The 21,535-nt window shown below is 22.8% G+C and carries 4 protein-coding genes and 1 pseudogene; 1 reads left to right on the forward strand and 4 read right to left on the reverse strand.

Annotation, left to right across the window (positions count from 1 at the left end; genetic code table 11):
• Positions 1–457: 457 nt before the first annotated feature.
• From eno to GFV14_RS00095, 3 genes and pseudogenes are all read right to left on the reverse strand, one after another.
• Positions 458–1,759 carry a phosphopyruvate hydratase gene (eno, locus tag GFV14_RS00085; RefSeq protein WP_457914329.1) on the reverse strand — a complete coding sequence of 434 codons (1,302 nt, stop codon included), beginning with the start codon at positions 1,757–1,759 and terminating at the stop codon, positions 458–460.
• A 93-nt stretch (positions 1,760–1,852) separates the two neighbouring features.
• Complete coding sequence (locus GFV14_RS00090) at positions 1,853–3,481, reverse strand: CTP synthase (RefSeq protein WP_457914330.1); 1,629 nt, start codon at positions 3,479–3,481, stop codon at positions 1,853–1,855.
• 2,058 nt (positions 3,482–5,539) lie between these two features.
• Positions 5,540–6,272 (reverse strand): annotated as a pseudogene (locus GFV14_RS00095) (HD domain-containing protein); the annotation flags it as partial.
• 2,693 nt (positions 6,273–8,965) lie between these two features.
• On the opposite strand from GFV14_RS00095, the gene mtnN reads away from it, so the two are divergent.
• Positions 8,966–9,658 carry a 5'-methylthioadenosine/S-adenosylhomocysteine nucleosidase gene (gene mtnN, locus GFV14_RS00100; RefSeq protein ID WP_457914331.1) on the forward strand — a complete coding sequence of 231 codons (693 nt, stop codon included), beginning with the start codon at positions 8,966–8,968 and terminating at the stop codon, positions 9,656–9,658.
• 899 nt (positions 9,659–10,557) lie between these two features.
• On the opposite strand, the gene erpA is transcribed toward mtnN, so the two are convergent.
• The gene (gene erpA, locus GFV14_RS00105; RefSeq protein WP_457914332.1) at positions 10,558–10,902 is read right to left on the reverse strand and encodes an iron-sulfur cluster insertion protein ErpA; all 345 of its coding nucleotides are present in this window, start codon (positions 10,900–10,902) and stop codon (positions 10,558–10,560) included.
• Between the last annotated feature and the right edge of the window lie 10,633 nt (positions 10,903–21,535).

Consider the following 21,535-nt stretch of genomic DNA (forward strand, 5'->3'; position numbering starts at 1 on the left):
ATTTAATATTTGACAATATTGTATCTACGTTATTTTATTGTCATAACAAATCTGTGTTTTTAAAATCTTAGGTGTTAGAATTTATAAAAGCTATGTCTTTATCAATACCACTGAAATTATTTTATTCATTATAGTCAAACGACTATCCAAAAAGTTTTAATTTTCTTTTAATTATTGTTTAAAATGAAAACAAAAACATACAGTATTTTTTCAAACATAATTTAATTTATTTATTAAACTCTTTTAAATATAACTTAAGTGGTATGAACTATTTAATATATTTATGATTTTTTTTAGTAAAGTACATAGTTAAGCCGAAATCAAATATTTCATTGTATTAAATTGTGTATCGATTAACACTATTATTTAAATATAATGTTGTAATAATATATAATTAAATAATCAGATTCTTAAAAAGTTTTAAATATATTATAAATATTTTAGTATATATAATAAATTATTTTTGATTTTTAACTTCTTTTAGCCCCCTAAATGGCGCATGATCACCTAGTGCTTCTTCAATGCGAATGAGTTGATTATATTTTGCAACACGTTCAGAACGGCTCATGGATCCTGTTTTGATTTGTCCTGCTGCTGTACCAACCGCTAGGTCAGCAATAGCTGCATCTTCAGTCTCACCTGAACGATGAGATATTACTACAGCATAACCAGCATTTTTTGCCATTTTAATTGCCGCTAGAGTTTCTGTGAGGGAACCAATTTGGTTGCACTTAATTAAAATTGAGTTAACAATTTTTTTGTCAATGCCTTCTTTTAATATTCTTGTATTCGTTACAAACAAATCATCACCAACTAGTTGAATTTTGTCGCCAAGAATTTGAGTTTGATATGAAAAACCTTCCCAGTCAAACTCACTCTGACCATCTTCAATAGAAATGATTGGGTACTCTTTAGTTAGGTTTTGTAGGTAATGAGTAAATTCTTGTGAAGTAAAGGTTTTTTTCTCACCTTTTAACTCATACTGACCATTGTTTTTATTATAAAATTCAGAAGCTGCACAATCTATAGCTAGAGTAACATCTTTACCTAAAAGGTAGCCTGCTTTCTCAATCGCTTCTTTAATGATCATTAGTGCAGTAGCGTTAGATTCTAAATGTGGTGCGTAACCACCTTCATCACCAACAGAAGTATTCATTCCATTAGATTTTAGTACTCTTGCTAGATGATGGAAAATTTCAGAACCTATACGCACAGCTTCTTTCAGAGAAGGCGCGCTCACAGGTTGAATCATGAATTCTTGGATATCAATGTTATTATCAGCATGCTTACCACCATTAATAATATTAATCATTGGAAGAGGCATAGAGTATTGACTGTGAGTACCATTGATATCAGAAATATGCTCATAAAGAGGCATGCATTTTGCCATAGCTGCTGCTTTTGCGTTAGCCAAAGAAGTTGCTAAAATTGCATTCGCACCAAAACTAGATTTATTTTCAGTAGCATCAAGATTAATCATAATTTTATCAATATTAGCTTGATCTTTTGCATTGTTACCAATTAATGCTTTTGCTATTAAGTTATTAACTGCATTAACTGCTTTTAAAACACCTTTTCCTAAAAAACGTGACTGATCATTATCACGTAGTTCTAGTGCTTCACGTGAACCTGTAGATGCTCCAGATGGAGCAGAAGCTAATCCAACAAAACCACCTTCTAAATGTACCTCCACTTCTACAGTTGGGTTAGCACGAGAATCAATGATTTCACGACCGATTACTTTAATAATTTTAGACATTATATTTCCTTAGTGTGAATTTAATTTTAGGATTGAGTATACTCACTGTGAATTGAAGTTATTTTCTACTTTATTTTGTTTTTTTATTTTACTTTACTTTTTTTGATAATTATTAGCGGCTTTAATAAAACCTGAAAATAACGGATGACCGTCTCTTGGTGTTGAAGTAAATTCGGGATGAAACTGACATGCAACAAACCATGGATGATTTGGGTTTTCGATGATTTCAACCAATTTATTATCGACTGAACGACCTGAAATTTTCAGACCAGCTTCTTCTATACGTTTTAATAGCGTATTGTTAACCTCATAGCGATGACGATGGCGTTCAATAATGATATCGACACCATACATATTATGGACTAAACTACCTTGAACCAAATGACATGGTTGACTACCTACACGCATTGTACCACCAAGATTATTGTTTTTTGAACGAATTTCAAGATTATCATTTTTATCACGCCATTCAGTAATTAACGCAATAACTGGGTACTTACAATTTGGATTAAACTCTGTAGAGTTAGCATCTACCATATTAACAATATTACGTGCAAATTCAATCAAAGCCACTTGCATGCCTAAACAAATACCTAAATAAGGTACTGTGTTTTCACGTGCATAGAATGCCGTTATAATTTTACCTTCAATACCGCGCTCACCAAATCCACCTGGTACTAAAATTGCATCAAGACCTTTAAGTAAAGAAACGCCATGAATTTCAACGTCTTCTGAATCAATTAATTTTATATTAACGGTCAGACGATTTTTAAGTCCACCATGTTTTAGCGCTTCAATTACTGATTTGTAGGCATCTGGTAATTTAACATATTTTCCGATCATGCCGATAGTAACTTCGCCTACAGGGTTTTCTTCTGCATAAATAACTCGTTCCCATTCAGAAAGATTGGCTACATTACAGTTAATTTTAAAATGTTGACAAATATATTCATCTAATCCTTGTGATTTTAGCATATTAGGGATTTTATATATAGAATCAACATCTGTTAGTGAGATTACCGCTTGTTGTGGAACATTACAAAATAAAGCTATTTTAGCGCGTTCCTCTTCTGGAATTGTTCGATCAGAACGACATATTAACACATCTGGTTGGATCCCAATAGATAATAATTCTTTCACAGAGTGTTGAGTCGGCTTAGTTTTTACTTCACCAGAAGCGGCTAAATAGGGTACTAGCGTTAAATGAAGATATAATGTATGATTACGGCCAATTTCCGCTGCCATCTGACGGATAGCTTCTAAAAATGGCAGTGATTCAATATCACCGACAGTCCCTCCTACTTCAACAAGAACTATTTCATAGTCTCTACCTCCAAGAACAATGCGGTCTTTAATTTCATTAGTGATGTGAGGGATTACTTGAATAGTCGCACCAAGATAGTCACCACGACGTTCTTTACGCAGAACTTCTGAGTAGATACTACCTGCTGTAAAATTATTTCTTCGTGTCATTTTAGTGCGAATAAATCGCTCATAATGACCTAGATCTAAGTCAGTTTCAGCTCCATCTTCAGTAACGAAGACTTCTCCGTGTTGAGTCGGATTCATTGTTCCCGGATCAACATTAATATATGGATCTAGCTTTACAATAGTAACATTCAGTCTACGGGCTTCAAGTATGGCTGCTAAAGAAGCTGCAGCTATACCTTTACCTAGAGAAGATACGACCCCACCGGTCACAAAAATATAATTAGTTTTCATGCTAAACCTGATCTTTTAAATGCAAAAGATAATAGATATAACTGGAGGGGTAAATAGTATACTTGAATCATGATTTTATTACAAATACTTTAAGATTTTACATAAATGATAAGTTTCAAACACATTTTAAGCAATATTTTATCTGCGAGTATTGTAGTAAATTTTATTAAATATTATCTTTGTATTTTATTCTAATTAAGTAGTTGATGTATTTTAAAAATTTTTTGTTAACGTGAATATATTTAATGTATAATGTAATTATTCTTATTAAAGTAGTAGAATCAATGAATTATTAAACAATATTATTTTTATTTGTTCTTCAGCTAATTTATAATTGTTAGTAATTTTTTATGAATGTATAAAGATTCTTATTCATATCACTAAGATAAATTACAGTATTGATATATCAGTAAATTATGTTAATAGAAAAGAGATTTTTTTAGAATATTGTGATATTACGAGTACTAATTATGTAATTAAATATTACATATTGAGACGTGTGTATTTTATATGGTTTTTTTCTTTTTAATAATTAATAACTCTATTATTGGGTAATATTGAATATTAAACATTGAAAGTAGAAAGAAGTCTCATTCTAGTAGATTTTTATTAATAGTTTTACAAATCTAATCAACATAAAATTGTGATTATTTTTTACTGTATGTAAACCTTAACTTGATATAATAAACATCTTTATTGATTGTTTGAGTTGTAAGAATTGCATTCAATATTATTAATAACTTTATAAAATTCTTGTAATAACATTAGATATCGATCATCTTAACCATTTTATTTATTCTAAAATATTTACTCTATAAGTTACGTCTTATTTAGAGTGTAAAATAAATGTTTAATGTTTTATTTTATTACGTTTATTCATGCTGGCTTTGTTCAACAATTGTTATTTTGTACATTACAAAACAAAATGATATTTTCTTTGATTATCTTAAGTCATGAGAAGATTTTTAATATTGGTGCAAGTGTTTTATAAATTGTTAATTTGTATTATGGTGTTCATGGTATCTAATTTTTATTACTAAAAACACTTAAATTAAGTACGTTAATCAGTTTTTAAGCTAATAGATGCTAATATTTCGTAATAGCTGATTCTTTATCGTTAGTTATTTTATTATGTGTACAACTAAGACGTAACTGTTCGAATACTGTCTTCTTTATATAGATTTTAAAGATTTTGGCATGTAGCTTTACAATTTAGAAAGTTTTTATAGTTAGTGTTTTATATTTTAATATTTTAGTAATGAAACCAAAGATATTATTATATAGGAATCTTGTCAATATTGCATAATATTGTGTATAAAATTACTAATATTTTTAATGATTATTTGCTAAATATTATTATTTATAAGGAAAATAGTAAAAGAAGTGGATTGATACTTTGACACCTTCATAATTTAACTATAAAAATCTGCAATGTTAATTTTATTAAATAATTTTATAAATAAATGAATAATTAATGCATACTAATATCACTGATTTTATAATATCTGTAATAAATTTTATTTTAAGAATATATTTGGTAGTATTTACTTTCTCATTTTTTTAACTGTGTAGAACTTATATTGATACACATTAATTTTCTATCTAGAATTTGATCTTTTTCTGACGTAATATAATATTTTTTAAAGAGTGAAATATGTATATTAAATTCCCTAAATGATAAACTAGTTGTTACGGAATCTATATTATAAATTTAGTTACTATTAGTTTACTTTTAGGTATTTATTCATTATTAATTCTCGTTAATCATTGATTTTAAATAATAGTTAAATATTATGATAAAACTATTAACATTAGAATTGATATACTTTGATCTATAGCAATATGATATATCTGAAAAAATTCAGAGTTGTCGAATTTATTAGTAAATAAATTAGATCATTTTTGAGGTATCGATAAATATATTTAATAATTCAATCATTGATGATACATTTTATTGAGATTTTATTTGAATTGATATTTATTTTTAATATATAATAGGTTTATGTCATCAAGTAATACTATTGTTGTAATTTTATTTTTGTTAATAAAATTTTCATTTTTTTTATATTTCCAGTGAGCAGCTACGCCAAACTCAGCATATTCATGCATTTGATGAGTGCGAATTTGAATCTCTAGTATTTTATCATTAGGACCTAACACTACTGTGTGAATAGATTGATAACCGTTTGATTTTGGATGAGAAATATAATCATCAAATTCATTGGGTAAATAATGAAAATATGTATGAACTATGTTCAATGCATTATAACAATCTTGTAAATTCTTAACTATAATACGTACAGCTCTAATATCAAATAACTCATGAAATTCTAAAGATTTTTTCTTCATTTTTTGCCAGATACTATAAATATGCTTTGGGCGGCCATAAATTTCAGCTTGGATGTGAACTTTAATCATTGTGTTATGTAATTTTTTAATAAAATTATTAATATAGTCTTCACGATCCATACGACGTTCATGAATTAATTTTTCAACTTTTTCATATTCGGTAGGACGTCTATACCGAAAACAATAGTCTTCTAGTCTCCATTTTAATTGCTCCATTTCAAAACGGTTTTTAAGGGGTATATAAATATTTAAATATTTTTTTTCTATTAACTTCTCTTGATTTTTAATTAAATCTTTAATTTCGCGTAAGTACGAAATTCGTTCAGTAAGCTTTATCATTACACAGCAAAAATTTTGAATAATTGACAGAAGAAAAAAGGAAGATATTATATGCTTGGGTGGAGTTTATTGCACCTGATTTAGTAGTTTTAAATTGGTCAATAGTGTACCTTTTAATACATTTTGAGTAATTTATAAATTTAATTAGTAAATATACCAATAAAATAGCTCATTTATCTGATTTTTTACTAGAGGAAACAAAGCAGTACTTATAAATTTTCTATATCTAAATGCAGTATAGAGAGAGGTTTAATGATCTCAACGTTATTTAATAGTAATAAAGAAATAGTTTCCTGTTTTATGCATTTAATATAGTAACATTATGAGGTATAAATAATTTTTTGTTTTGATTGTGCGTTATATAACCTTAATTTGTTTACATAATTTTCAGAAAAACGCATTTAGTTTAATAAGTATGGACTATTGACAGCAATTATGTGTTAGTTTTACCTATTAGCTTTTATGTATAGATAATAAAATTATAGACACGAATTTAGATCTATAGTTGTATTTATTGATATCAAAACATTAATAAAAACTCAACAGCTCTGTGAATTAGTAGACTAATATGAATATGATCACGATATAATAAATATAGATTATGTTCAGAAATGCGTTTCATTATATCTTTTATTATTATAGTAGTAGTTTTGATTTGATGACAATAATTCATAAAACGTTATGAAGATTTTTTTTCACTAATGACTGTATATAAATTTTTAATAATCAATGTTCATTTTTGAAAATTATATTATTTAGATTTAATCCAGTTTTACATTTAAAAGTATATTTCACTAAATTCACTGTTTTAAGGTAATCAAGATTTTTATATTAAAAATAGATACCATATATATTTTAATATTAGCAGATATCTTTAATACATATTTTTGCATTAATATTAATCAAATTAAGTATGAAAAATTATTTTCTATATTTTTTTTAATTTACTAAAATTGAAAATAAAATAAAAGTCTAAATAATTTTCTTTTTGTATAGAATTGCAACTAATTTAATACTTAAATTTTCTTAAATAAAATGCAATCTATATATGCACTTATATTCTGAAATTTTTTATTGCTTATGAGTATATTAAATACACGTCAATGTTTACAGTATTTAATCTTTACTAAAAGTGGTAAATTATACTTAGTCATTGCGTAATCTCTTTTTGATCACTGTAAAATAAAAGTGTTTATATTATTTGTATAATATTCGTAAATGATTGATTATATAAAAAGTTATAGGATAATATAGTAAGATTACAACGTCATACTTTCATATTATTTAGCTTATTTATAAGTTAATGTTTTTACCTTTAGATGTGATTTTGAATTAGTTAAGATAAGAAAATTAAAAATTGAAGCGTATGAATCGTATAATAAAATAAAGCTATTTTAACATTTTTCATACGGTTAGTTATAGTTAGAAAAATTTTTACTAAATATTTTATGTGTTAAATTTCAATGTGTTTCAATGAATGTGAAAAACTCAATGAAATAATTAATTTCATTTTTTATAAGTTAGTTTTTTGTTATTATCATATGCTGTAAAGAATTAAAATTTTTAAAAATATAATACCAATATAATACCGATATATCGTGACTGATAATAATGACGTCAATTAAAAATATAAAACAATGAAGATTAACTTACTGTAAATTAGTAGTTAAACATATAATAACTTTTCTTTAAAAAAGAAACACTTTAAATAAAGTTGAATTATATTAAACAAAAAATTAATTCATTTTTTAAAATTTGTATCGAGAAAAATGACTATATATTTTATGACAGTTCTATTGAGTTATAGCAATCAGATACGAAAATGTAATTACTAACTGTGTAGTTACGCAATTCATTATAAGTCTATCTATCTGGCATGCGACTAATATAGTTCCAAATGATCCTATCTCGATAGTAAAACCCAAGGATAGATTTTGTGTAGTATATTCTTTCTATTTTTTTTAATGACTTATATGCATGTAATGTAATATTTATTAGGTATAATTTATGTCATACATAAGTTGAGATAAAAAAATTTTATAATAATGCAGTTACATATGCTCTATTAATCGAAAGAACAATAATGCTATAACAATATTAAGAGGGTTGTTGTAAATAAATATATTCGTTACTAATAATTTATTAAACTCGTTTTAAACGGATAGTTTACTAAAGTATCTCAAGGGAGGATTATATATATTATGCATTATATCAGATACTGCACGAGATTTTCAATACGGATAAAATGATCTGTGACACTACATATTCTATTAAATTTTATTATTTAGGTATTTAATTATTTCTTTACTAATATAACGAGTAACTTATTTCACTTTTAATGATTATGTTCACTGTTTGTATACAGTTGAATTTTGTTCTAGAAAAACACTGGTGTTGATTTTGTAAATGACAAATAGAGGCAGAAATTGATTATTTGTTCTTGGTAATTTTTAAAAAAAAGCTTTTAATATCATATTTATTGAGACCTAGTGTGTTATATATTTTATATCATTTATTTAAATTTAATTTAGTAAAAAAATTAATGTTATTCATATGCGTTCCTAACAACTTTATTTTCTTATGCTGAACGTTGTATCTCTATAAATTTTCAATAAAATCTCTACTGAACAGAGATAATCTTTGTTAAGATTATTTATTTTTTTATATGTAATTGTATTTTTATACATATATTTATTAGCATAACACACAGGAAAAATATATTTTCTTGTGTGTTCAGTGCTACACTTAGCAATCTCAATCTTAAATTTCTTATTAATCAATAGAGAGTGTAATATAATGAAGGTAGGTATTATAGGCGCAATGGAGCAGGAAGTTAAAATTCTTCGCGAAAAAATTAAACAACCTAAAATAATAAGTCGTTTTGGATGCGAAATTTATACTGGAAAAATTCATGATGTTGATGTTGTTTTGTTAAAATCAGGAATTGGTAAAGTGGCTGCAGCTCTTGGAACTACATTATTGCTTGAGTATTGTCATCCTGATATTATTATTAATACAGGGTGTGCAGGTGGATTAGATCCGAGTCTTAATATAGGAGATATTGTCATTTCTACTGAAGTTCGTTATCACGATGCTGATCTTACTGCTTTTAACTATGAACCTGGCCAAATGGCAGAGTGTCCTCCAGCATTTATTTCAGATCAAAAATTAGTTGACTTAGCTAAAAAATGCATTCAAGAACTCGATATGAATGCTGTGTGTGGGCTTATTTGTAGTGGTGATGCTTTTATTAATTGCTCTAAACATTCAGAACGTATACAAAAAATGTTTCCATTAGCAATCGCAGTTGAGATGGAAGCAGCAGCTATTGGTCAAGTTTGCTATCAATTTCAAATCCCTTTTGTAGTAGTACGTGCGATTTCTGATGTAGCTGATAAAGAATCACATATTACTTTTAACAAATTCTTACCAGTCGCTGCTTACCAATCATCACTCATGATAATCGCTATTTTAACTAAACTTTACTAAGATCGTGATACAAAAATAAAGGCATTAAAGATAAAAAATCATTGATGCCTTTTATTATTTTTACACAATGCAATGTAAAAACGAAATAATAAAAATACATTATTTATAATAAATCTTTGTCAATATTTCACTTATCATTTTCATTAAATGCTTATGTTATGTTATAATACAGTATTCTGTAAATAATATTTTTATCTAAAATCACTAAAAAGTTGTAATTTTATGTTGAAGTTAACAGTGTTGTTACTGTTAACGTTTATTTTGTATAATTCTAGATACAGTTTCATAATTAAAATACATATATCTTTCTAAGAACAAGTTTAATCTTGAAAAGATGGTAGTGTTTATAATCTTATATAATTTTAGTTAGCATTAATAAGATCTTGAATTATCTTAAATGAGCTAATTAGTGTTTGTAGATCATTTATGCTTTACTTCTTTATTCGATAATATTGAGTTGGTTATTTTATTATTAAAACATGAAAAGTATAGCTAGTCTTCTAAAATATTACAATTTTGTAAATTTAATTCGTGGTTATTATATTCATTTATTATTTAATAATAAAATCACTAATTACAATAAGTTGTGATTTAATCAATTTAAAATTGTGTATTGATACTAGATCAATATTTTTGATACCGCTACAGTATAGTGATATTACGCAAACCATAAAAAATTTTTTAGACAAATACTGTAATGTAATTGTTATCTTGGATAAACATCATTAAGTATACTTAATATACTTAGTAAGCTGATTATCTATAGTGATCATTTATTTAAAATGATATTAATTGTATTATCTAAAATTATTTATTTTAATAGCTATTTAATAATTATATAAGTAATTTTTAATTAAAAAAATAAACTAAAATAGTTTTAATGCTTATTATATCAATAATTAAACGCTAAAAGAAAACCCGCACCCGCAAGTAGATTTTGCATGTGGATTAATTACAATAAAACGTGAACCTTTTAATCCTTCTGTATAATCAACAGTTCCACCAATTAAATATTGTAAACTCATTGCGTCAACAATTAAAGAAACTCCATTTTTTTCAATTTTCATATCATTATCTTTTATTTGATCATCAAAAGTAAAGCCGTATTGGAAACCGCTACACCCACCACCAATAATATAAACGCGTAAACACAAATTTTGATTATTTTCGTCTGAAACCAATTTTTTTACTTTAACTGCTGCAGCATCAGTAAATTGTAATGGAAAAGTTATATAATTATTCATTTTTACTCCAGACTGGTAAAAGTGGAAAATTTAGTTTTAAGCTAATATATTATTTATATCCATTTACTGAATTATCTATTAGATTTTTATTTGATTCAAGTATTGTAATGAATTTTAATATATATATATTAGATGTAATCTAATGGTAATTAATTTAATTATTTAATTTCTCAGAGTACGATAAAAGATTGGGACTGTATATTAAAATATAATCTGATCTATTTTTTAAGTATGATGCGATTTTTTATTTAAAATATTATGGATATAAATTTTTATTAAGTTTTTAAGAAAACTGACATGGATATGTTTAAACTTATGCAATAAAAAATTAATCTTCAGTACTGTAATTTATTTTTAAGTATTGTCATATTGCTTTATGGTAATTTAATTGATTAAAACTACGTTGATTATATTGCTATTTTATGAAGAAAGTTAGAACATGTCTTTAATTATATAAATTAATAAAGGATCATTATGTGTAGCTATTCATTACCCAGTTATTTGTGATGTTATTTTTAAATCTATTAATGAAAATTTACGTTTTTATATAAAAACTACTTTAAAAGTAAAAAAAATTCAATTCAGGTGTAAAATAATTTTTATTGATATGAAATATACGGATAACTGTGCAATTGAATAATTCATGAGTGCTATCTGTTTTAACATGATTGTATAAATCGATATGACTTTTGTTAACTGCAAAATAATACTATAGTGCAATTGATTATTTATTAGTTAAATTGAATTCAAAGTTTCATTTTTAGAAAAGTAAATATTTTAATATATTTTATATTTTATGAAATTATACTATAATTTCATTTATAATAACCTTTGTTTAGTATCGTATAGTTAATTTTTTTATGGTGTTATGTGGTATTTAAAATTATTTTAAGTTTAAGCTTAGCTTACTTTTTAAGTACAGCACTCGGTGATGGAAAAGGAGTGTGACTTATATGTTTTAGTAGACGTTATACTAAAATTATATCACTTTTGTTCTTGTTATAAAGATATTTTCTTATATTTATCCATTGTGATCATTGTTAAATATTACATAGAAAGTTATACAATTGATATGCGTTTTTTGTGATGGAATTTCCCTGTATTTTGTTAGAAATTTAGAATGTGCATTACAAAAACAAAAGATTCTAATGATAAATAACTATTTTAATTACTATTAAATATTTGTTCTTTTCTTAACTAAAAAATTACTTTGTACTAATATGAAAATCAATATGATGACAAACACGTTATTTTTATTTTTTTATTAAAAAATACAGTATTGTGTTTAGAAATAACAGTATTTTCCTTAAGATGTAATTCATGATTCATAGTAATAAAAATATTAGAAAACTATCATGGCCTATGGAGATGATGTTAAAAAATAAAACACATACTAATACTTTACTACATTAAGTATTAGTATGTGTTTTATTGTAATTCGCATGTAGTAATGCCTTTTTTAGTTATAAGAACATTTCAAATGTATAAATAGATTATCAACGGCAGAGTAAGATATGTTTGATATTAATCTACTTAATATAGATTCATAATTTTTTAGATTAATATTTTAAGAAGATTAATGTTTCTGTTAAAATCTTAAGAATTTATAAATTAACTAAACATTCGTTCTGTTATTTGTTATGAATCTTTAAAATTTTTAAAATAGAAACCGCTAATAACGTGTTACTTTAAAACTGATATTTTAAAACTGGAAGGATTTGACTTATGAGAACGAGCTTTTAATCCTGATAAGATAAATAAAAACGATTTTTGATTATGTTAAATAACTCCAAACGATACTATTGTGGATATATTAAGAACAGAATATTGTAAAAATAATTTTTTTAAATAAAAGAAACGCTAGTACTAAAATGCAATACTATATTTTAGCTAGGTGATTTCATTTGAGTGAAGTGAAAGCATATGCTGTGTGGAATCAATAAGTATTAATAAAATGTTGTTTAATAAGGACAATGATAAAATAACTTATGTAAAATTTTAAATAAAAATAAAACGCCTAAAATTTTTTCTGACATATTTAAATAGAAAGTGTAAACGCATATCTGAAATCTATCTCACCTGAGTTCGTGGTGATGAATATTGTTAATTTAGAATAAATTATTTAAAGGAGTTGAAATTCTCTCAAACATAATGTCATAATATTATTTTTATAAACAATATTTAAGTTACCACTAGAAATTTATGATGTTTTATAGAAATATTTTCAGTATTACAAATAACTAAAATAACATCATAGAATAAATTTATACTAGTAACTTCTACTTACTTTTTACCACAAAGTCTACATGTACTATACTTGTTTACCTTTAAAATAACATATTAAGTATGAGTTATATTAAAACTCTATTCTTATTCTAGTGTAACGAATGTCAGCATAGATTAAGTTTCGTACGAAGGTTTGACCTTACTATACAGTACATTAAATGTTATTTTAGTTCAGTAACTATTATTTATTTAAATAAAAATAGCAAATATTCTACATGAATAGACTAAAGTCTATTCATTGCAAGATTATAACTGATTTAGTATGTAAAATAAAAATTTTAACAGTATTGTATGCGTATAATTTATATTTAATCATACACATTATACGAATCTTAGTGGTTATTATCTACACTGTAAAATATAAAAACACATTTTCTATTTTTAATATTATAAGTTTTATTACAATTATACATGTTTAATTTTTAGTATCTACTGTTGTATATGAATTCAATTTAAAATCGTACTTAAAAAATAAAATTTTTAAAACACTTTACATGTATTCTTTATACTTTCTATTAAAATAATGAAATGATATTGTTCAGACTACCTTTAAATAAATATCTTCACTATCTTGTAACACTGATTTCACAAGATTTAATTCTTTTTTATTTTTTTTATTCTACAAAAAAAGTTTAATAGAAATATATATATATTTTCTTGATAAGTAGTTTTTAAGTTCGTATATTTCTGTTAGATTTTAATGATATAAAGAAAATAGTATAGAAAAGATTTTATACACACTGAATATTTTTAGAGTTGTATATTTTGAAAATTTACTAAAAATTTTTTTTAATATTGTTAATTAATATTACTACAAAAATTTTCTACTTTTATAGAATTTATAAAGACAATTATCTTTGAAATATTTTAAATAGAATCTAGTTTTCACTTAAAATAATTTCGATACTTTATTTAAAGAAATAATATAAGAAAAAATAATTGTTAATACAAACTTTTTTATTTTAAGATTTTTATTATACAAAGAGCTTTATAAATATCAATACGTTAAGTAATTCAGAATAGTGGATTAATTTATTAATTCTAATATTTGATTCAAGCTAGAAATTTAATAGAATATCTGGTAAATGTATTTAATATTCTAAGAGTGTATTATATTCTCTATCTGGTGTGAATTAATAACACACTGATGGAATACTATCAACGTAGCCACCTAGTTCATTAAAGAGAATTAAGAAATTTTTTAACTTTTAAAAACATCAATGTTATGATTATTAATAAAAATCAAAAGATTAACAAACTTATTAACTTTTTACAATAATTTAAAATATCAGCTTATTGCATGATATAATTAGTATGATAACATTGTTCGTTTACATGAAAATTATTTAAAAAAATTGATTTTCTATTAAAATATTAGTTCAGTTTTTTATTTACAACGTAAAATAGTAGTTAAAAATTTGTTTTATTCTCAAAAGTATTATTGTATAGTTATAATTGTGATAAGTTTTTTAATAAAGTAACATTTAATAGAAAGACATGTAATCATAGAAACGAGGTTTGTATTTAACTCATTATTTAGTAATGAGTAATCTCATATATACAATTCTTTATGCTATTTCTATAAATTTTTCTAAGTGTGAAACTCCTAAAAATGAACTAAAGTCATTATCTTATATTTTTTAAAGAAGATAAAATCAATGTAACTCTTTAATAAGATTATGATTTTTTTGAAAGTTCTTTTATATTTTTGATGATTTAATCGTTCGTAGCACTATCCGCTAAGACTGTTCAACAAATGACTTTAACAAAATGACAAACTACAATATATAACCAAGCTCATTGGTGTGCTAGCATTATAGATGTTTTGAAAATAGCAAATGCTGTATTGTTAATATTAGTTACAATAATAAAATGATTCATAGTTAGTTGTATTGATTTTTCTAACAATTTTATTAATAACTTATTTAAATCAGTTTTTAAATTGAAATAATGAATGGGTTACATTTTTTCTTAAACTTGAGAGATAAAGTTTAAGTACTAACAGAGCTGATTGAGTTACTACTGATATGTATTAACTTTTTTAAAGTTTAATGTAATATTTTAATATTTTATTTTTAAATATTTACTTTATAATAAATTAATAGGAATTTATATTACATTCATTTCTAGTGAATGAATACTTTACTTCAAGTAAGATATTTTTTCTTGCAATATTACTTAATTTCTTGTGTAGATATAAAAGAATTTTCTGGAGATTACTAGTACGATAAAATATATGTGTCAGTATGTTACATGCATTACTTATTATTATTGTTAGAATAGTATTTTTGTTCAAACATTATCCGTGACATGACGAAACTTTTTAAGTTTAAGCATTAATTTATAATGTAATAAAAGAATTATATAATAATATTATCTGAAGTATATTCAAGACATCAGAACAGTAAATATTATTTATATAAAATCTAAGATTTGTGAGATTATATTTTATTATTGATCAATATTGTTAAAATAAGAATGACTGAGAGTTATTAAACCTACCTTCAGAGGTTTATTAATTTTAGTAATTTTAAGTTTAGAGAAATTTTATAAAAAAGCTTTATTTTTTTATTACCATAATCTAATGTACTGGTTTTGAATATACTAATATATTTGTTTCTATCTTTCACATTATACAGTTTTACCTTATTAATTATTAATATCATTATTTTTATAAGATCTATATATCAGCTGTGTATAAAACCTATATTATTTTAAATAATTTTCTATTTTTTAGAATGGACTGATTGTACTGAACCGAAAATAATCTTAGTTTTGAATTTGACACTTTAAAATGTAACATATTAATGTTAATAGATTTTACATGATTTAACAAATCTTAAAAAATAATAAGGCTTCTTAGGATAATCATCTTGGATGATATTTTCTGTTAGATTTAACCAATCCACACTGACTAGAATAAATCCTGATGGATCAAGAGTAATCAGTACTTATAATATTTCAACTTGAGTAACGAGCATCGGTAAAACAACACGAACTTCTATTATTGAGATATAATACTAGGGTAAAAAATTTTGCAATGATATGAATTAAATATTGAGGTTTGAAAATAGCACAGTATGTATTAATAATTAGTATAACACGTATCAGACAGTGTCTGAGAAAATTGATTCAGTGTTATTAATACTAGTATAATAAATTATGTATTTAACCTTAAATCAGAGCTGATAGATATCTTTTTTTGATAAACAATACTTTATTTTTAATTTTAGTAATTTTGTAAAATGCTATATGTTAAAATCAGTTAAACGCTTATGTAAGACGTAACAGAATTTTCTAAATTTTCCATCTTATAAAAGGTATTCTACTTTAACCCTTCAAATCTAACGATAAGATTAGAAAATTTAAGAAGTGTATAAACTAAATTATTAATTACACTTTTAATATACCAAAAATGATATATTACATTTTAAATATATATATTATTTTATAATAATTACTGAGGTTAATATGTTTTTAAAATTAATTAAAAAAATCTTTTGTTATGATTTTTTATGTTTAACAAAATAATGATCGTATTACTGAAATAATTTTATTCACGATAATATTCGTGTACTGAATTGATTTAGTTTTAATATTTTCTTCTAATTTTATGTTTTTATATGTTTATACATCATTAATCAAGATATGGTAAAAATATTATTAATTTATTAGTATAGTTCATACTGTCAAATTTAGTCTAAATATAAATTTAATTTTAATATTGTGTAGAAGCACCTTATTATCTCTTTTTAAGACTGAGTATTTACAAAATGTGCGTTACATCTGTCTGAAAAAATAATCATAAAAATTTTCTCAGCATTTTACTAAAATTATTGCTTCTAATAATAACATTCCTTCATGCAGTTTATTAACACCAATAATAATGTAGAAAATATTCTACTGAACTGAATCAATGGATTATTTTTCTGCAGTAAGTTTGATAAATCATTATTAACAGATAAAATAAATCTATTGTATATTATATAGAATTTCATTTTAGTTATTTATATATAGAATATTGTTGATTCTAATGTTTTGAAAATGCACAGAAAGGTTTTTTATATTAATAAGTATATTATTGATTAAATAAAAAATTCAATATTTATATATTTGATGTAAATTATTTTTATAATTATAATTTCTTAATTAATTTATTAGTTCTATTATTTATTTATAGAATAAAATTTTAATGACTTTTTTGTTTTAAAACAATATATAAGTACATAAAATGTACTATTTTAGTATTAATTTATTAATTATAACTACTAAGATTCAACGATCAGATGAAATTTCTAAAAAATCATTATAATATGAATAATAATGTTTATTAATAATAAGAAATGAAAAGAGTACTTTTAGTAGTGCATATAATATTAGATATTATTCAAATCACAAAAAATTACTGAAACAGTTTCTTCTAATGTGTTAAATAATTATTTCTTTTAGTTTTAAAAATATTGTAATATTACTGGCTATATCTCACTAAAACTTATTATATATAAAAATTAATATTTTATTAGTATAAACTTATAATTTATATTATTAAGACTTTTACGTGATATAATTAAAAATTTAAGTAATTATTTACTGATCTTTGATATTAGGATTACAAACAATTTTATTACTACAGTATTTAAGTGAGTTATATTTTTTACAGGATATTATGATCTGAGTTTTTTCACTAATTAATATATCTATCACAATGATGTGATTTTTATTTAGATGAGATGTAAAATTAGATGATAAAACATAATATTTAAATAACAATATTAAAAATAAAAGATAACTCTATAAATCTTGATTAATAAACATTTATATTAAATTCGTATTAGAAAAATATGAAGTGTAAGTATAAAGGTATTAATAAAAATAGATATAGAATATCATTCTTATAAAATATAAAAATTATACTAATTAGATAATTAGAATTCTTAATAGTTAAAAACTAGTTAACCTTCATTATTATTTTGATTTAAATTATTTTAGAACACAGATATTTTAAAAATATATAATAATATAATTGATTGATTGATTGATTGATTGATTGATTGATTGATTGATTAGTATAAATTGTCAATTAAAAATAATTTTATTGATAATAAGTATTAAATATATTCATTGTAGTTGACTTTTTTCTTAATTTTTTTCAGTATAATCTTTTTAATAGTAATAAATAATTTATATTGATAAATCATGAAAATTTAATCATAAGATAGTCTTTTATTGATTTTAAGTGAATTTTTACTCAGTTTTTCTAAATTACAGTAATTAAAAATAAAATATTTTCATTTTTTTAAAATATTAAAAAAATAATATAAAATGATTTATATGTATAATTTAGATGTTAATCTAAAGTCACTTAAAGCTATGGAGACTAGAATGTATTTCTTTCTTTAATACTGATCATTTAAAAATTATCAAGAAATTTTTTCTGTATATCTACTTTAGATAGATCTTTATAATATTTAATATTTATTTATAATCAGATACTCAATACACTAATAAATTAGGCATATATAACATTTGTCTCTTTAATAAACATAATAAATTCTACATATCTTCTAGATAAAAATTTTATATTGATTTTTTTTAAATAAGTCAGTTATATTTTTGACTTTTTTATAATAAAAAATTATTATTAGACTTAAATGAAAAAATTATTTATTTTTACTTTTTGTTTATTGTTTCTACGAAAAAAAATTTTTTTAAAAATATTAAATATTTTAAAAAATCTTTAGAATGATATCTAGAATTTTTTTCATTTGAAATTTAATGACATTTTAATTTAAAAAAATAAACCATTTTCATTTTAATGTTAATATTAATTAAAATAATAAATAGTTAATGAAATATGGTCAGTCTTTATTCTTAATAATTTAAATTATATCTAAAATAATTATATAAAATATGTTAATAATAATCAAGAATAATTGTTAATTAAAATTATAGGTATATTTTCATATATAGAAAATCATAGTGTAAAGTATACTAGTTTATTTGATATTAGAATTAATTAGTCTTGCAGAATATTTAAAATTTTTAATATAATTATATTATATGTTTTTTAGATAAAATAGGTTTTATAAAAAATAAATTAGTTAAAAATGTAATGTATTTTATGTCATATGATAAATATTAACTCTCAATTATTTATTATATTTTACTTATCTATTTTCAACACTATTTCTAAAAATAGATTGCTGAAATCATTATTTAATATTAGTAATTATGTGATTAATGAATATTACAAGTGAACAATAAAATTGATATTAATTTTCTAAATTGTATAATGAAATTTTAAAGATTAAATTCATAATAAATGATATGATTAGGTTTGAAAAATGTTTATCGTCAGATTCCTGATAAAGACATCATGTTTTAAGAATATTATTATTAATATTAAACTAACTCTTATTTAACTAAATTATCATTTAAGATAGTTTTCTTTTTATTTTTTATAATGTTTTAAATAGTAATGTATGTTAATCATAGTGTCTGAAAATGTATTATAATTTCTATATGTATTATCGTGAGGAATTGTAAAAGGTAATACTTGTATTTTTAGAACTAAACCGCTATCAGGTGATCTAATTATTTCTTCAGTTAATTGATTTAAGTGAATATTACATTATACTCTAGAAGACTCAGTATTCTGAAGGAAACACTAAATTCAATTTCATAAGTAGAGAAAAATAAATAATTATATTATAATATGCATTTGTTTCATGCTAATTCTTCATGAACACCTTAATATAGAAAATGTATTTATTTATTGTCACTAGACTCATTAGTATACATACTATAGACATATTTATTTTTTAGAAGATGATTATTAAAAATGATCCAGTATTATATAAAAATAAAGTATTTTTAATATTATTATAATCTTATTAGATATGTGTTTAAAAATTTCTTTAAAATAACTAATAGTCTCAATTCATACTTATTGATTAATAAATGTATAATTAAATTAGATTAAATTTTAGTTTAGAGTCATTTTCCAATACATTAACATGATTAGAATATAATTATGCCTCTATAAAATCTTAATTTTGTAATAATAACAATTTAATTTATTGCATGATTTAGTACTATTAATATGATCACATCTAGTTTTTAAAAAAATGAAGATTACACTTAGAATATTGCGTAGTTTTTTAAGTATTTACAAAATGTATATGTTGTATTAGTAATTACATACAAACTACTCGCATTGTATTAAAGAGTGTCAGTGAATCTTGAGTGATATTTTCAGAAATATCACTTAGGTAATATTTAAAATTATTATAATTCATGTATCAAGTTTATTAATGAGTTGATACAAGTTAAACTGGTAGATATATCTCTTGCAATAAATTATTTATTAAATTGTAATAACTAATTAATGGCATTTTACTATCAGGATAGTAAGATAAAAAATTTTAAAGAAACAGTAAAAATACTGACGTGTAACGGAAGAAATTACAAAAAATAAATTCTCAACCTATTTTCTTATCTATTTTAATAGAAGCATTTAAATTTATAACATAAAATTATATTAGACATTAAGAAATATTCAATACTTGACTCTTGTAAGTCAAAGAAGTTTAGTAATAACAGTCTAGTCTATGGACTAATTTCTTAACATCATACTATATTAATTTTTTAAGATATGATTTAGATTTTTATACACAGAACAGAAGAAATAGTCAGTTAAGATGCTCACGTAAGATATGACAATGTATCTTATATTTTTATATTCAATAACTTAATTCTTGGTATAAACATAAAATATGCACATTGAATTACGTGAAATTATCTGAATGATTTAAATCAGTATATAACACATAAAACTTATTAAATTTTTTGTTTGTATAATGACTCTTCGTTTAGATGCATACTAAAGATTTAATATCTAGGAGTTTTTTATTTATATATTTCCTGATTGTTGTATGTATAATATATTTTATATACTTTACATTTTTAGTAGATTTTTTTATTCTATTTTAGAAATTTTTTATTTCAAGTGTATGTTTTTTTATGATTGCACTAGTTTTTATAAAAATCATTATATACAAAAGTTTTAAATAGATTCACAATATTTGAATAATGTTATTGTAACATGATAAACCGATCTTAATAAATAACTATATTCTTACAAAATATAGTAATATTTATTTTAATTAAAATGCATGTTATCTGAAAAATGTTATTAAAAATGTTACCTCATAGGTAATTCTATTAATTACTAATAATTATTATAATAAGTTTACGTGAGTATGTAAATTCACTATAATAATAACCAATAATGAACATTATTGTAAATATGTAGATATTTAAATATTTTCTTGATTAAGCAAGGAGC

This window comes from Candidatus Hartigia pinicola, from assembly GCA_020541205.1.
GTDB lineage: Bacteria > Pseudomonadota > Gammaproteobacteria > Enterobacterales > Enterobacteriaceae > Hartigia > Hartigia pinicola.

Coding starts and splice junctions, on each gene's coding strand:
- erpA (WP_457914332.1), bottom strand. CDS start 10,902: ATGAATAATTATATAACTTTTCCATTACAATTTACTGATGCTGCAGCA.
- GFV14_RS00090 (WP_457914330.1), bottom strand. CDS start 3,481: ATGAAAACTAATTATATTTTTGTGACCGGTGGGGTCGTATCTTCTCTA.
- mtnN (WP_457914331.1), top strand. CDS start 8,966: ATGAAGGTAGGTATTATAGGCGCAATGGAGCAGGAAGTTAAAATTCTT.
- eno (WP_457914329.1), bottom strand. CDS start 1,759: ATGTCTAAAATTATTAAAGTAATCGGTCGTGAAATCATTGATTCTCGT.